Source organism: Flavobacterium anhuiense (assembly GCF_001705175.1).
In the GTDB taxonomy this organism is placed as follows: Bacteria; Bacteroidota; Bacteroidia; order Flavobacteriales; family Flavobacteriaceae; genus Flavobacterium; species Flavobacterium anhuiense.
On the sequence record NZ_CP016907.1, the window covers coordinates 2,948,978 to 2,964,752 of the forward strand.

Consider the following 15,775-nt stretch of genomic DNA (forward strand, 5'->3'; position numbering starts at 1 on the left):
AAAGGAAATTTCAATTGAAAATCCAAATTCTAATATTTGTAATGTTGGGAATTTGGATTTTGTTGTTTTAAAAAATTGAATTATTGAATTTTAATTTTCTATGTTAAGGAATTTTGGGATTTGGTATTTAGAACATTAGAATTTTATAAATCAATTTTCCTTTTAAGATATTCCAACATTGGCTGTGTAATGGGTTTTGAAAGAAAATCTACTATAATAGGGTATTTTTTTGCCTTCGCAAGATCTTCAGGGTCTATAGTAGAAGATAATACAATTACGGGAACCATGTTGAATTCTCTATAATCTGGGGAAGTGAAATGATCTAAAAACTCCCATCCGCCCATAATTGGCATATTCAAATCTAAAAAAATTAATTCAGGCCTTTTTCTTGCTTTGTCATTTGTGTATTTTAATACATTGAAATGATGAAGGGCTTCTTCGCCGTTTTGAGCTGTAACAACTTCATGTGAAAATGAAGATTTTGAAACGACTTTTTTGCATAGCATTAACGTGATAGGGTCATCGTCAATGCATAAAATCTGCTCAAGCATAATAATTAATTTTTAAATGTTATCGTAAATGTAGTTCCTTTATTAACTTCACTATCAATGGAGATTGTACCACCCATTGTTTCTACCTGCGATTTTACAAGATATAGCCCTAAGCCTTTGCTGTCAGGATAATTATGGAATCTTTGATAAAGGCCAAATACTTTGTCGCGATTTCGTTCAAGGTCAATTCCGATCCCGTTATCTTTAAAGGTTAAGATTGTTCTTTGTTCTATTTGTTCGGCTATTATGGATATTTTCAGTTTTCTGTTCTCCGATTTGTACTTTATAGAATTGGTGAGCAGATTTAATAAAATACTTTCAATATAAGCCTTGTTTGTAATAAGTTCTGGAACTTTATCAAATTTAAGCTTAATTATGGGCTTGTGTAACTCAATTTGAAACGAAAGTTGACTGAAAACATTTTCAAAAACTTCTTTTAAAGATACTTCTTCTTTTTGCATCGAAGGATTGTCTTTAATAATGATGACTTTTACTAAATCATTGATGGTTTCATTTAGTAAATGCGTTGATTTTGTAAATCCAGCTAATATTTCTTCTAGCTCCTCATTTTCTATAGGAATGTCTTCTATTAAATTTAAAAGACCAATTAAATTAGAAAGTGGTGCTCTAAGGTTGTGGGATGTTATGTATGAGAATTGCTTTAAATCCTTATTGTTTTGGGTTAATTCTCGGATAAGATGTTCTTTTTCTGTCTCCAATTTTTTCTCGTCAGTAATATCTCTTTGTATTGAAATCCAATGCGAAATCACTCCTTCATTATTAAAAATAGGAATCATGGAAAAGCGTACCCAGTATTCTTTTTTACTTTTGGTATAAGTAATGGTTTCAATTAGGCATTCTTCTTCATTTTTTATAGCCGTTAAGAGTTTTTTCAGTTCTTCAGAATCTGATTTCGGTCCTTTAAAAATGTTTGGCGATTTTCCAATAATTTCATTCGACTGATAGCCTGACATTTGAGAAAAAGCGGGATTCACATAGACTATTTTAGGTATTTTTCTTTCAGAAGTATTAGCTTCAGTAATTAAAATAGAGTCTTTAGATTGTGTAATTACGGTTTCTAAAAGTTTTAGTCGCTGTTCTTCTTCTTTTTGTTTTGTAATATCCTGAATAGCTCCAATCATTCTGATGGCTCTTCCATTTTCATCTTTCAATAAAAAACCTCGGTCTAAAACATATTTATACGATCCGTCTGCACATCTAAAGCGGTATTGATCCTGCCATTTTTCAGTTTTCTGTTCTATGAAGGAATATAATTTTATTGACATTCGGATGCTGTCTTCCGGGTGAATTTTGTCAAACCACCATTTAGAAGTTTTACCCACTTCTTTTGGGTCATAACCAAAGACACTTTCGATTCCTTTGTTCCAATTAATACTGTCCTCTTGAATTTTCCAATCCCAGATTGTATCGCTAGTCGCCTTTGCTACAATGTCATATTTCTCATTAGATTCTTCTATTTCTTCATTGGTTTTGTTTAACTTCTCAAAGATGGTTATGTTTCTTTTTTCGTTTTTTGAAAGTATAAATCTGAAAACCAGTCCTGTAATTAGAATAAAAACAACATCTTTTATTAAAGATAAGTATAGATATTCTGAAGAAGAAAAGTAGGTTATGAGTAATTTATGACATAAGACCGCCATAATTATCGAGATGATGGTATAAATAAGAGTAATTTGGAGAGTTTTACTTTTCATCACCTCAAATATAGTTAATTTAACTATAACAGAACGTATCTTAATGTCATTTTGAAAACGATATTTTTGTGTTTTTGTATTAACTAATTGATTGTATATACGCAAACTATGTCAGAAACATTTTTTTTTAGAAAATAAAGTGTACCTTTGCGCCCATTAAAAATCACAGATGGAATCTATTAGAAACATTGCAATTATTGCCCACGTCGATCACGGTAAAACAACTTTGGTTGATAAAATTATGTATCACTGTCAGTTATTTCGTGAGAACGAAAACACAGGTGATTTAATCTTAGATAATAACGATTTAGAGCGTGAGAGAGGTATTACAATTACTTCTAAAAACGTATCGGTTCAATATAAAGGAACAAAAATCAATATTATTGACACTCCTGGCCACGCCGATTTTGGAGGTGAAGTAGAACGTGTATTGAACATGGCCGATGGTGTATGTTTGCTAGTTGATGCTTTTGAAGGACCAATGCCTCAAACTCGTTTCGTTTTGCAAAAAGCGATTGATTTAGGATTGAAACCTTGCGTGGTTATCAATAAAGTAGATAAAGAAAACTGTACTCCTGAGGAAGTTCATGAAAAAGTTTTTGACCTAATGTTCGAATTAGGAGCTACTGAAGAGCAGTTAGATTTCCCAGCAGTTTATGGTTCTGCAAAAAACAACTGGATGTCTGATGATTGGAAAGTTCAAACGCAAAACATTGAGCCATTGTTGGATATGGTTATTAAAAATGTGCCTGCTCCAAAAGTAACTGAAGGTACTCCTCAAATGTTGATTACTTCTTTAGATTTCTCTTCTTTTACAGGTCGTATCGCTATTGGTCGTCTTGAAAGAGGTACTTTAAAAGAAGGAATGCCAATTTCTTTGGTAAAGAGAGATGGTAAAATCATCAAATCTAGAATTAAAGAATTACACACTTTTGAAGGTTTAGGCCGTAGAAAAGTTGAAGAAGTTGTTGCTGGTGATATTTGTGCTGTTGTAGGTGTTGAAGGTTTTGAAATTGGTGATACTATCGCTGATTTTGAAAATCCAGAGGCTTTACAAACTATCGCTATCGATGAGCCAACAATGAGTATGTTGTTTACAATCAACGATTCACCTTTCTTTGGTAAAGAAGGTAAATTTGTTACTTCTAGACATATCCGTGAAAGATTGACAAAAGAGCTTGAGAAAAACTTAGCGATGAAAGTTGGAGAAACTGATTCAGCTGATAAATTCATGGTTTTTGGTCGTGGTGTACTTCACTTGTCTGTTCTTATCGAAACAATGAGAAGAGAAGGGTATGAGCTTCAAATTGGTCAGCCACAAGTTATCATCAAAGAAATTGATGGTGTTAAATGTGAGCCAATTGAAGAATTAACTATCGATTTGCCAGAAAACCTTTCAGGTAGAGCAGTTGAGTTCGTAACTATCCGTAAAGGAGAAATGCTTTCTATGGAAGGTAAAGGAGAGCGTATGATCATCAAATTCAACATTCCATCTCGTGGAATTATCGGTTTGAGAAACCAATTGCTTACTGCTACTGCAGGTGAGGCTATTATGGCACACCGTTTCATTGGATACGAACCATACAAAGGAGAAATTCCTGGACGTAATAACGGTTCATTAATCTCTATGGAAAATGGAAAAGCAATTCCTTACTCTATCGATAAATTACAAGATCGTGGTAAATTCTTCGTTGATCCAAACGAGGATATCTATGAAGGTCAGGTAATTGGAGAAAATACTCGTAGCGACGATATGACGGTTAACGTTACTAAAACGAAAAAACTTTCTAACGTTCGTTCTTCTGGAGCTGATGATAAAGCTAGAATTATTCCAGCTATCAAATTCTCATTAGAAGAAGCTTTAGAGTACATTCAAAAAGATGAGTATGTTGAAGTTACTCCAAAATCTTTACGTTTAAGAAAGATTTACTTGAACGAAAATGATAGAAAAAGATTTAAAATCTAATTAGATTTAAAATTCAATATAAAAAATCCCAAATTCCAATTATGGAGTTTGGGATTCTTTTTTATCTATAAAACTAATCATTTATTGGGATTTGGAATTTAAAAAAGTTGAAATTTGAAGTAGTTTTATCTTTTTAAACTAAAATGTCCTTTTACATTTTTTCCATTAACAAAAAGAAGTGTGAACCAATAATCATCTGAAGGCATTTCTCTTCCGTTAAAAATTCCGTTCCAACCAGATCCATTCTGATTCATTTGTTTTAATAATTTTCCGTAGCGATCAAAAATCGAGATGGTATAGTCTGGCATTTGGTCAATGTTTTTAATTGCCCACAAATCATTGTAACCATCTCCATTTGGAGTAAAGAATCGCGGATAATCCAAAACATATATTTGAAATACATTAGACGGGCCGCAGCCATTTTTGTCTCTGGCAATTGCATTGTAGATTCCAGGACTTATTTGTGTGAAAGTAGGATCGTCTTGAAATGTGTTTCCGTCAAGAGAAAACTCATAATTTCCAACTCCAGTGTACAGAATTTTTACAGAATTGTCTATTCCAGAAAAATCTTTTACATCTGCTCCTGTAATTGTAGCTGGCTCAGATAAAATTACTTTGAAGAGTTTGGTTTTTTTACATCCATTTACATCTGTTACCGTCACAGAGTAATCACCAGCGGTATTAACTTGGGTTGAATTTGTTGTCCTTCCGTTAGACCAAGTATAGCTGCTAAAGCCAGTAGCAACGTCTAATGTTATCTCATCACCTTTACAAAGATATTGTGTTACATCTTCAAAATTAGGCGGGTCAAAAGTATGTACAATCAATTCGATAGGAGTTATGTCATAACAGTTTGAGCCATTAGCAGCACGAGCGTAGATAGTTTGGCTATTTGGCGTAGTATTTTTAAAAATATTGGGTAGCTGATTAGTCTCTGTAACTGCATCTGAAGCTGTCAAAAAATAATTGACGATCAATCCTGGGGGCAAACCCGTTAAAACTTGAGGAGTCACTTCTGTCGCTAAATCAAATTGATATAGACCGTCTTGCGTTTCATCTTCATCACACTTGGCAATTGGAGCCTGATTTGGAATTACAGTGCTTGAAACATTTAATGTAATTTGAGGTATTGCACCACAGCCAAAAGCATTTTCAATCCTAGCAAAAACAATTTGATTCGCGGCTTTATTAGTGTAACGCTGCGGATTTGAAATTGGATTTGTTTTTGCCTGTGCATCGGCCAAAGTTTCGTAATATCCTTGATTGGTGATCTGCGGATTATTGTTTTTTACAATATTAGCAACTTTCGTTAAATCAAAAATGGTGAAACCATCGGCATCATCATCACATTGTAATAAAGAAGTGTTGGTTGATTGAATTTCAGGAGCAAACTCAATGGTAATTTCTCCTATAGAAATACATGTTGAGCCAGTCAAGTTTGCTTCGACTTTATACATTCCTGTTGTTTGTACAGGATAAGATGAAGACGTTGCTCCAGAAATCTCAACATAATTGTTGGAAGCATCTTTTTTGAACCACTTAAAAGTGTAAGCTGGTGAGCTTATATTGGTGTCTAAAACGTAATTTTCGCCAAAACAGATAGGATTGTTATTTGCTACAGTTCTATCTTCACCAAAATTTATTTTCGTTACAAAACTGCCTGCCTCAATAAAAACTGCCGAATTATACTGTCTTGTTGCATCATCAGCAATAACCAATTTTAAATGGTATTTTTTGTTTGGAATGACATCTGTATAAGCGTTCATGACTACTGTCTGGCCAGCATAATTAATAGGGCTAGAAGTTGTATTGTATCCATTAAAGTAGTTTTCATTTACAGCGGCACAGCCAATAAGTGGTTCTCCGCCAGCTCCGTTCATGTTGTCAATTTTTGGATGGACTGTTGTTGCTGAAACTGCTGTCGTAGTATTGGGTAAAACAGCGAGATTTTTATAGTTTTCAGTGCTTCCCGCTTCTTTAATCAAAAAAGCAAATCCGTCTGAATAAATACAAGGGAAATTGAGTTGATATTCATTTGAGGCAAAAATATAATTAAAGCTGATAGAGTTGGTCAACGCTGTAAAATCAAATTCTAAGACTGTTGCTTGAGTGCTGCTATTAATTCCCAGCGCCTGATTAAGATCAGTATCGCCATTCCAACCTGGCACTTGCGTGCCTTTTGACTCTTGCTGTATGTAAGGGCCTTCAGCTTTTTTGCTTGGGGAAGTGCTTAAAACAATTCCGCTAGAGAATGGAAAATTTGCACCTCCCGTAAAAGAACCATAACTCTGTTGGTTTGGAGTCGGATTCCCTGAAGCACTTACGCTTTCAGTATCTATACAAGAACTATTTATTAAAACATTCTGAATTAAATCGGCTGGTGTGGCAGTAGAATTTACAGATATAGCCTGTGCACTGATTTTGTTATAAAAACAGCACAAAAAGAATGTTAGAAATAAAATTCTTGAAGGACTCATAGTAACAAATATACTACAAATCTCTATTTTTTAATAATTTGTAAGAAAAATGTACGAATACGAAAGTCCAAATTAAAACGATAAAAACAGCAAAATAATCAACGCTAAAATCAGCATCGGTTTCAATTCCCATTTGTGTGCCAATATTTTTGACGACAGATAATCTCGGACCTGGATTGACAATTAAATTAGACATGGCTTCCAACGGGAAAAATTGCATTATTTTTTGATTAGTGTTGCTTTCGGGAAAAACTTTGAATGCCAAAATAGCTTTAATAATACCTTCAAGAATGTTCCAAACCAAAAGGAAACCCAATGCAAAAGCAGAACGTTTTACTAAGATTCCTAAAAATAAACAGAAAGAAAAGAAACCTGTCAGTTTTACAAAAAAGGCCAAAAGGTAATCTAAGTCACTAAAGATAATCCCGAACTCTGTGTAAGAAGAAAAGCATAATCCTAGAATTAAGCTCATTATAAAAACAAAAACAGTGGACGCAAAGGCAAATAAAACGACAGTTAAGAATTTCGATAGAATAAATTCTTTTTTGCTAAGACCATCAATTAAGTTTTGTTTTAAAGTTCCATAGCTATATTCATTTGCCATCATTGAAACAATAACAATTGCTAAAAAGAATTTCATCCAAGCGGCAACATAAGTGTTAAAATGCCAGATAAAAGGAAAATTAAAAATCCCCATTTCTGCCAAATGAAATTTGAAAGGTCCTATGTCGAATTTTATAGCTGCAATTAAGGCTATAAAAGAAAGTAAAATGAAATAAGTTAGAGTTAATATTTTACTGGCTTTGTTCATCCAGATTTTTTGCAATTCTATAGAAAGAAGTCTTTTCATGGTTTAGTTTTTTGAGCGATAGCGTTTTTGGTTAATTCTAAAAATTGTGCTTCCAAACTGTTTTTACGTTTTACTAAATGACTTAATACAATATTTTTAGAAAATAAAAACTGATTTAACTCTGAAGCTGATATATCTGATTTTAAGTAAACCAGAACTTTACCGTCTTCTTCAGAAACTCTATCTACAGCAGGATGCTCAATTAAAGAAGATTTTAAAAGTAGATTATCATTTGACTGAACTTCAAAGAAACCTTCGTTTGAAGACATTCCGTCAACAGAACCAGAATATAAAACTTCACCTTTTCTTAAAACAATTACTTGAGAACACACTTTTTCTACTTCGTCCAATAAATGTGAAGCCAATAAAATAGTAGTTCCTTGTGAGGCAATTTTTTTAATGATATCTCGAATCTGATGAATTCCTTGCGGATCTAATCCGTTGGTGGGTTCATCTAAAATTAAAATTTCCGGATCATTTAAAAGTGCCGACGCAATAGCCAGACGCTGTTTCATTCCTAAAGAAAAAGTGCTGAATTTGCTGTCTTTTCTCTCGCTCAAACCAACTAATTCCAGTTTTTCATTGACTTTAGAATAGTTGATGTTTTTGATTTTGCAGACCAATTTTAAGTTTTGCTCTGCCGTCATGTACGGATAGAAATTGGGTCTTTCTATAATGGCACCGACTTTTTTCAAGGCGTCATGAGTTTCAACATTGCCATCAAACCAGCGATAATTGCCAGAAGATTTATTGACAACATTCAGTACAATTCCTAAAGTAGTCGATTTTCCGCTGCCGTTTGGCCCTAGAATGCCATAAACACGACCTTTTTGTATTTGAAAAGATACATTTTTTAGAGCCTGAATACGGCCGTATCTCTTACTTAAATTCTCAATGGTTAATATGGTTTCCAAATTTTTCTGGTTTTAGTTTTTAGTATGACGAGCCAAGTTGATTTTTGTTACTTTAAATTCTAACTTTAAATCGTATTGACGTAAATTTGTAATAAAGATATTCAAAATGAGCGAGCCTTTAATGGTTTTAAAAAAACCGTCTTTTCCTTTAACACAGCCACTTTTAAGTTATTTAGAGCGATACGAACGTATTTCTAAAGTTTCTGTGTTTTATGATGACTTGCTGCGTTTTTCGGGTTCGATAAATGTTTATGATAAAAATGATACCGACACGCTTTGGATTCGGGTATATTATAGCGAATTTGAACGTAATGAAATTGATTTAAATCTGAAGAAAATATATTCGCTTCTGCATTCTGATGGTAATAGTGAAATTATTCAATATCTAAACGTCGATGCAATTGATTATTGTACGTTCGGAAATTCAAAACCTTTTAGAATTAAGGTCCGAAATATTCTCAACGATAACTATGTCCATTTTTACATTAAAAAAGCAGATGCGTCTCGTATTTACGGACTGGAATTGGAGGATATTCTTTCGCCAGATAAAATTAACTTTTTGGTTTATAAAGATACTTTGATCGAAGAGCATATTATCGGAATTCCTGGTGATGTTTTTATGGATACGCTACTAGACAAATGTAGTGAAATGGAAAAAGCACAGATTGCCAAAGAGTTTGTCAAATTTAACGAACGCTGTATGATTCGTCTTTTGGGTGATATGAGAGCGTATAATTATGTAATTGTCCCGATTCACGATTTTGATCAGGTAGTCTATAAAATTCGTCCAATCGATTTTGACCAGCAATGTTACGAAGGAAATTTTAAAGTGTATCGCCCGCAGTTTTTCAAGGAAAATTTTCCGATGATTCAATTGATCAAGGAGAAATTAGAGGAACGTTCAATCATTCAATATAAGGATGAAGAAAGAGCGATTTTGGCAAAACGTATTCATTCAGCCGAAACAAGAATAAAAAAATTGCTGAATATTATGTGCCACGATACCATCTCAACGCAGGAGCATTTACTGCAATTAAAAATGGAATTGTACCGTTATACAAACGATATGAAATTTAAAAATGCAAAATCAATGGGGCATATTATGCACGCTGCATTTGAATTTATTACCCGTAATTTTAAAAACACTAACTTAGTTTAAATCATTTCATCATATAAATTATATAAGATCAATTAAGCCAATCTTTTTAAATTATATGGTTTTAAAAAATAGTTTTATGAAAAAATCTTTTTTGGTTATCTGTTCAATAGTTTTATTAGCTTGCCAGAAACAATCTGGTTCTGATTTAAAAGAACTTTATTCGCTTCCGAAAAAATTAAAAGAAGTTTCGGGAATCGCTTATTTTCCTGAAACCAAAACCTTGTATACGTTGGAAGACAGCGGAAATAAAAATGCTATTTATGCTATCGATTCTAAAGGGGAATTAGCCAAAACCATTACGATTTCAAACGCTACAAATGTAGATTGGGAAGATATTACAAGAGATAAAACGGGAAATATCTACATTGGAGATTTTGGAAATAATGATAATGAAAGAAGAGATTTGTGCATTTATAAGCTTCCAAAAAATGAATTGAATCATGATGTAGCTAAAGCTGAATATAAAATTTCATTTTCATACCCAGAGCAAAAGGAATTTCCGCCAAAGAAAAAAGAAATGTTTTACGATGTTGAAGGTTTCTTTGAGCAAGGTGGCTATTTCTATCTTTTTACCAAAAATAGAAGCAAAGGTTTTGACGGAACAGCTTTTATATACAAAATCAGAAATGCTGCAGGAACTCAGAAAGCAGTTCGAATTGGAGAATTTAAAACTTGCAATAATTACAATCATTGTGTACTGACCAGCGCAACAATAAGTCCTGACGGAAAAAAAGTTGCTTTATTAAGCCACGATAAAGTGCTTTTGTTTAAAAACTTTAAAGGGGATTTATTCCATAAAGGAACGCAGACCGAAATAAGCCTAAATCACTTTTCACAAAAAGAAGCCATCGTTTTTAAAGACAACAACACTTTGCTTATCGCTGACGAAAAAACAAACAAAATAGGAGGTAAGGTTTATGAATTTAGACTCTAAGATTCTAGTTGCTAGATACTGAGTTTTAAAGCAAAAAAGTTAGCCACGAATTCACGAATTAAACTAAATCATTCGTGAATTCGTGGCTATTTTTTTAAACTCAGGGCTAAAAAAAAAGCTTAGAACCTTAGCATCTCAGAATCTCAGCTTCTTTTTTTAAAAACTATATGCTGCCCCAAAAATCAATCTTCCAATTTCGTCTGGAGATTTGAAATAAGAGATTCTTGCTGTAATAACATTTATCGCATTCAGCCAAAGTCCGCCGCCGTAATCTTGGTGCCACTTTTTAGAATTTTCGCCATCAAGCCAAACTCTTCCATAGTCGAAACCTCCTAAAATTCCGTACGTAAAAGGCACAATCGTTTTGCGGATTTTTCCTATGCTCAAGCGTAAATCAGAGCTTTGGGAGAAGTAAGAATTTCCTAAGAAACGCTCATTTCTAAAACCTCGTAAATCAGTATCGCCTCCCAGAGAAGCACCTTGATAGAATTCGTAATTATTGTTGAAAATGGCCTTTCCTTTAAGATAAGTAGCTAATATCAATTTTCCGTTGTGATCAATTTTATGCGTAAATCCTAAAACACTTTCAAGCGTAGGGAAATTCTTTTTTGTGTCGTCAAGATTTGTCGTCCATGTTCCTGCGATCATAAAATACATTCCTAATGTAGGTTTCGCGGCAAAATCTGAATTTTTAAAGAGATATTTTACTTTTAAACTTCCGTAATTCTGACTGTCAAATACATTTGGATTTACAATACCTGGAATGTTGATGTATCTATTTTCTGTATCTTCAACCGTCATTCTTTGGAAAATGGGTTGGATGCTAAATTCGCTTCCATATCTTCCAACATGACGAATAGCGCCCGAAGCATTAAATTTTCTAATGCGCACACGATTGTAATCCATTCCTAAATCATCGTCGTATTGCGATTCATTTCCATAACCGAAATAGTTCATGGCAAAATTTGGAGTTGTATACAATGATTCTACATCAATAACCCATTTTCCCAATAAACCAGGGAAGTGTGCGGCATAATTAAACTCTAAACCGCCAGTTGCAAAATAGTAGAAGGCATTAAAAATATGTCTTTGTGTGTACGGATTTTGTTTAAAATTGTTAACCGTATAATTGACATTAACTCCTACTTTTACACCATCATCTGGATTATAGCCAATGTTTGGAAGACCAGATACTACATTATATTTTGGCCTTTCGTAATTGTAAGCATTAACTTCGTAATCGTCTGTAAGCTGAGTTTGCGTTTTAGAATCAAGATTGTATGTGTTTACTTTAGATTTGAAATCGTAAACAATAACCTTTCTTCCGTTTTCAATGTTATAAGTGTCGTTGTTCTGACCTCCAATCAAACGAATTTTAATGCTTGATTTTTCGGTTCCTTTTACTTCAAAAACATCATTATCGTCCAGTCCGTAAATCCAAAGATTTTTGGTCTTAGCATCGGTTACGTTTTTGGTGTAAAGCAATTCATCTCCTTCTTTTTTAATTCTGAAAACCTGAATTTCAATACCTTTCTTTACATTATGATTTAAAACAAACTTGTCTTTTTTATCTGTTCCCGCAATCATAACGGTTTTATCTAACACTTCAGAATACTCGCGAGCATATTTCTGAAGATCTTTTTTTCTGCTTTTTAGTTTTGCTTTGATTTCATCAACCGTTTCGTCTTGAACTTCTTTTGGCATGTTTTTGAAAGCCACATCGATATCTGCATCTGTTAAGTTTTCCTGAATGTATTTGGCTTGTTCAACCCATTCTTTTTCTCCAGCAGTTTTTAGAAATGCCAAATCCATAGGATATGGTTCTCTTCCAAGCCATTTTACATTGATTCTATCACCTTTAAAAGTTCGCATATGACGAAGAGGAGGCATATTCATTATAAGCGAAAGCAAGGCGCCATCGTATTTTACAAATGCTTGATCACGATCTCTTGGAATTGGTCTGTAAATCACTTTACCATCTTCTTTATATTCAGCCCAACGCCATTGATCGCTATGCCTGTCCCAGTCGCCTAAAAGAATATCAAACAAACGTGCTCTGATATATTCTTTTTCATCAACAGTATATTTTTCGTCTTTATGAAGATTCAGCATCATATCATCAGTTCCGATGATGTTACTTGGTTTTCCAAAATTTTTGCCATCAAGATGATTGTCAGCAGGTCTTTCTTCAACCATATATAATTGGTCTCCAAAACTCGCATTAAATTCACCCAAACCATTTTGCTTTGGAATATAATATAAAATAGGATTCGTATGTCTTAGTCCAATTTGATCAGACATGCCTCCAATAGCGAAAGAAGAATAAGGGTGAGAAGTAGTGTAAAAATCAAACAAGAAATCTTCTGCGTATGTTTTTTCAAATTCATTAACCACATATTGATCTTTAAAAGCCACTGATTGCAAGAATACAGTCGCACTTTTTTTCATAGCACGCATGATATATTCACGCCCTTGAGGATCAGACATTCTTAATGAAACGGATTGATGTCCCCCGCCTTCGCGAATGGGTTTTAAGCCTCCTTTTAAAGTGTCAATTGTAGCAATTCTCGCTTCAATCGGTAGACTGTAATATTTTCTATAATGCTGGCCGAATAAAAATCTGTGAAATGCACTTTTTTGAGTCATTTTTGGAGAATAAATCGAAGTGGTCACAGTTTCAGGAAACTTGTTGGGAATATCAGAAGCCCAGTTAATTTCTTTGGCTTTTATAATCTCTCGCTCAAAAAGCAACTTTTCTTTGCCATTTTCATTTCCATAAAAAGAAACTTTTGCATCTCCGCTTTTAAACATAGTTAATGTTGCATAACCATTTCCGCCATATGAAAAATCATAAGGATTGATCGCTCGTGCGGCTTCCGATTTTGAGCCTGCTCCGCTGATAATCTGCTGGATATTTTCTTTGCTGATATATTGCAGATTATGATCGTGACCAGAAACTACAATCACATTTTTCTGCTTTTGCAAAAGGGTTTTAATCCTTTTAGTATAAATCGTATATTGTTTGTTCTGGATATCTTGCGGATTTATACCAGAAGTTTTTCGCAACAAATTAATGAATGAACCAATTATCGGAAGCGGAATTTTTTGCTCTAAAGGAAATAATTGTTTTTCTAATGAAAATTGCCCGCCGTGTGTTCCGTTGCTTAGTAAGGGATGATGAATAGCCAAAACAACGGTTTTTTCTTGATTTTTGTTTAAAAGGCCTTCGAGTTCTTCAAAGAAAGCTTCTCTGGTTTTAATTTCGCAATTATCATTGATTGTTGGATGATCGTTCCAGTCTTCAAGAAACCATTCACTATCAACAGCTATCAAAGTAGTCGTGCTATCTATTTTTACGTTTTCAATAGGGCAGGATTTCCTAGGAAGAAAACCTTTTTTATCATTTAAATATTTCGTAACAAAATCAGCTTGACGTTCTAGCCCTTTGATACCGCTGTACCAATCATGATTTCCAGGAATTACGATTGTTTTTCCTTTAAAACCTTCAGTTAATTTTAATTGATTGGTTAATTTAGTTTCTGCTAAAGCCTTATCCTCAGGATGCTTATCACCCGGAAATCCCTTCGGATAAATGTTGTCGCCTAAGAAAAGAAGCGTTGACTTCTTACTTGCTTTCTTAAGTTTTTTATGCAGAAGTTCAAGCGTTTGCTGCGCCTGTTCTTCGTCGGCATTTCCAGCATCTCCAACAAGGAAAAAAGTATGTGCAATTTTTATGGTGTCTGTTGCGTTTTCTGTTTCGTTGGCACTAACATTTTTTCCGTATTGCGGTTTGCGGGTGGCGCAGGCGTAAACAATGAATAGGGCAATAATTGCTAATGAATAGTTTTTAATCTTAGCAATAAAATGATTATCCAAAAACAATTTCATAATTTAGTGGTATAAAAATATTCTTTATGAATCTAATAGAACAATCCGAAGATTTCGTGAGTAATTTACTCAAAGATAAACTTTCTAATTTATATTCTTACCATAATTTTAATCATACTTTTACAGTTGTTACTGCAGTCAAAGAACTTTGCAAAAAAGAAGATGTAAGCGGTGAGGATAAGGAAGCACTTTTGGTTGCTGCATGGTTTCATGATACGGGATATATTGAAGGGTATGAAAATCATGAAAAAACAAGTACAAAAATTGCTGCTGAGTTTTTACGAGAAAAAGGAAAATCGGAAGAATTTATCGCACTTGTTTCGAGTTTGATTCTAGCTACGGTTAAAGAATATGAGCCTAGAACACACTTAGAAAAGATTATCAGAGATGCAGATTATGCTCATTTAATGGGAGCTGAATATGCGACAACTTGCGAATTACTGCGTTTGGAATTAAAAAATGCAGGAATAGTGAGTTTTTCTAATGAGGAATGGACTAGAGAAAACCTGAATTTTTTATTGAATAAACACAGATTCTACACAGATTACGCCTTGAGAAAATGGCAGCCTCTGAAAGAAAAAAATCTTTTATTAATTCAGAAAAAAATCAATAAACAGGAATTGAAAGCAGCCGCAGCACTCGAAGAAGAAAATAAAAAAAGAGAGAAGGCTGAAAAAGCTGATAAACCAGATCGTGGAATTGATACTTTATTTCGTGTCACTCTTGGAAATCATACGCGTTTAAGCGGTATTGCAGATAGCAAAGCCAATATTTTATTGTCTGTAAATGCCATTATTATTTCGATAGCTTTGTCTTCTATTATTCCAAAATTGGATAGTCCGAAAAATGCGCATTTGGTCGTGCCAACGTTTATTATGCTGATGTCGAGTGTAATTACAATTATTTTTGCGATTCTTTCTACACGCCCGAAAGTAACATCTGGATTTTTTACTCGAGATGATGTAGAAGCTAAAAAAGTGAATTTGATGTTTTTTGGAAATTTCTACAAAATGCCGCTCGAAGATTATGATTGGGCAATGAACGAAATGATGAAAGACCGTGATTATTTATACTCAACCATGATTAAAGATTTGTATTATTTGGGATTGGTTTTACAGCGAAAATATAATTTACTCCGAATTGCCTACAATTTTTTCATGTTCGGAATTATCATAACGGTAATTGCATTTGTGATTGCTTTTAAGTCTATTTAAATTAAAATTTTAAACACATAGAAACATAGATCTTTTTGTGTAAAAAAGAATAGAGAAAGAAACTTGTTTCTCACACATAGCTCAAAATTCAGAAAGCTTTGTCAAAG

The 15,775-nt window shown here is 33.6% G+C and carries 10 protein-coding genes; 4 read left to right on the forward strand and 6 right to left on the reverse strand.

Translation table 11 applies throughout. From position 1 onward, the window contains the following. Positions 1 to 143: 143 nt before the first annotated feature. Positions 144 to 551, reverse strand: a complete 408-nt coding sequence (locus BB050_RS12970) for a response regulator (protein WP_008468167.1) — start codon at positions 549 to 551, stop codon at positions 144 to 146. A 5-nt stretch (positions 552 to 556) separates the two neighbouring features. Next, entirely contained in the window at positions 557 to 2,266 is a 1,710-nt protein-coding gene (locus BB050_RS12975; protein ID WP_008468168.1) for a PAS domain-containing sensor histidine kinase, read from the reverse strand. A gap of 169 nt (positions 2,267 to 2,435) precedes the next feature. On the opposite strand from BB050_RS12975, the gene typA reads away from it, so the two are divergent. Next, positions 2,436 to 4,232, forward strand: a complete 1,797-nt coding sequence (typA, locus tag BB050_RS12980) for a translational GTPase TypA (protein WP_008468169.1) — start codon at positions 2,436 to 2,438, stop codon at positions 4,230 to 4,232. Positions 4,233 to 4,357: 125 nt separating this feature from the next. Here the strand turns inward: typA and BB050_RS12985 are convergent, their stop codons facing one another. Genes BB050_RS12985 through BB050_RS12995 form a run of 3 tightly spaced genes read right to left on the reverse strand, consistent with a single transcriptional unit; the run spans position 4,358 to position 8,473 of the window. Further along, entirely contained in the window at positions 4,358 to 6,709 is a 2,352-nt protein-coding gene (locus BB050_RS12985; protein ID WP_066033824.1) for a T9SS type B sorting domain-containing protein, read from the reverse strand. 13 nt (positions 6,710 to 6,722) lie between these two features. Next, the gene (locus tag BB050_RS12990) at positions 6,723 to 7,559 is read right to left on the reverse strand and encodes an ABC transporter permease (RefSeq protein ID WP_066033825.1); all 837 of its coding nucleotides are present in this window, start codon (positions 7,557 to 7,559) and stop codon (positions 6,723 to 6,725) included. After that, positions 7,556 to 8,473 (reverse strand): ABC transporter ATP-binding protein, encoded by a 918-nt coding sequence (locus tag BB050_RS12995; protein ID WP_066033826.1) that lies wholly within the window; start codon positions 8,471 to 8,473, stop codon positions 7,556 to 7,558. Before BB050_RS12995 ends, BB050_RS12990 begins: the two co-directional genes overlap by 4 nt. Positions 8,474 to 8,579: 106 nt before the next feature. Between BB050_RS12995 and BB050_RS13000 the strand changes: the two genes are divergently transcribed. Both BB050_RS13000 and BB050_RS13005 read left to right on the forward strand, forming a co-directional pair. Next, on the forward strand, positions 8,580 to 9,632 hold the full coding sequence (locus BB050_RS13000) for a hypothetical protein (RefSeq protein ID WP_008468177.1): 1,053 nt from the start codon (positions 8,580 to 8,582) through the stop codon (positions 9,630 to 9,632). A 76-nt stretch (positions 9,633 to 9,708) separates the two neighbouring features. Further along, positions 9,709 to 10,566: an SdiA-regulated domain-containing protein gene (locus BB050_RS13005; RefSeq protein WP_066035159.1), complete on the forward strand. Its 858-nt coding sequence runs from the start codon at positions 9,709 to 9,711 to the stop codon at positions 10,564 to 10,566. A 156-nt stretch (positions 10,567 to 10,722) separates the two neighbouring features. Here BB050_RS13005 and BB050_RS13010 read toward each other — a convergent pair whose 3' ends face one another. Then, positions 10,723 to 14,454 carry a metallophosphoesterase gene (locus BB050_RS13010; RefSeq protein ID WP_066033827.1) on the reverse strand — a complete coding sequence of 1,244 codons (3,732 nt, stop codon included), beginning with the start codon at positions 14,452 to 14,454 and terminating at the stop codon, positions 10,723 to 10,725. A 26-nt stretch (positions 14,455 to 14,480) separates the two neighbouring features. On the opposite strand from BB050_RS13010, the gene BB050_RS13015 reads away from it, so the two are divergent. Further along, positions 14,481 to 15,668, forward strand: a complete 1,188-nt coding sequence (locus tag BB050_RS13015) for a Pycsar system effector family protein (RefSeq protein ID WP_066033828.1) — start codon at positions 14,481 to 14,483, stop codon at positions 15,666 to 15,668. Positions 15,669 to 15,775 lie beyond the last annotated feature (107 nt).

Bases quoted from the DNA above. Each gene is read 5' to 3' on its own strand.
- BB050_RS12970 (WP_008468167.1), bottom strand. From the start codon at position 551: ATGCTTGAGCAGATTTTATGCATTGACGATGACCCTATCACGTTAATG.
- BB050_RS12985 (WP_066033824.1), bottom strand. From the start codon at position 6,709: ATGAGTCCTTCAAGAATTTTATTTCTAACATTCTTTTTGTGCTGTTTT.
- BB050_RS13005 (WP_066035159.1), top strand. From the start codon at position 9,709: ATGAAAAAATCTTTTTTGGTTATCTGTTCAATAGTTTTATTAGCTTGC.
- BB050_RS12990 (WP_066033825.1), bottom strand. From the start codon at position 7,559: ATGAAAAGACTTCTTTCTATAGAATTGCAAAAAATCTGGATGAACAAA.
- BB050_RS13010 (WP_066033827.1), bottom strand. From the start codon at position 14,454: ATGAAATTGTTTTTGGATAATCATTTTATTGCTAAGATTAAAAACTAT.
- typA (WP_008468169.1), top strand. From the start codon at position 2,436: ATGGAATCTATTAGAAACATTGCAATTATTGCCCACGTCGATCACGGT.
- BB050_RS12975 (WP_008468168.1), bottom strand. From the start codon at position 2,266: ATGAAAAGTAAAACTCTCCAAATTACTCTTATTTATACCATCATCTCG.
- BB050_RS13015 (WP_066033828.1), top strand. From the start codon at position 14,481: ATGAATCTAATAGAACAATCCGAAGATTTCGTGAGTAATTTACTCAAA.
- BB050_RS13000 (WP_008468177.1), top strand. From the start codon at position 8,580: ATGAGCGAGCCTTTAATGGTTTTAAAAAAACCGTCTTTTCCTTTAACA.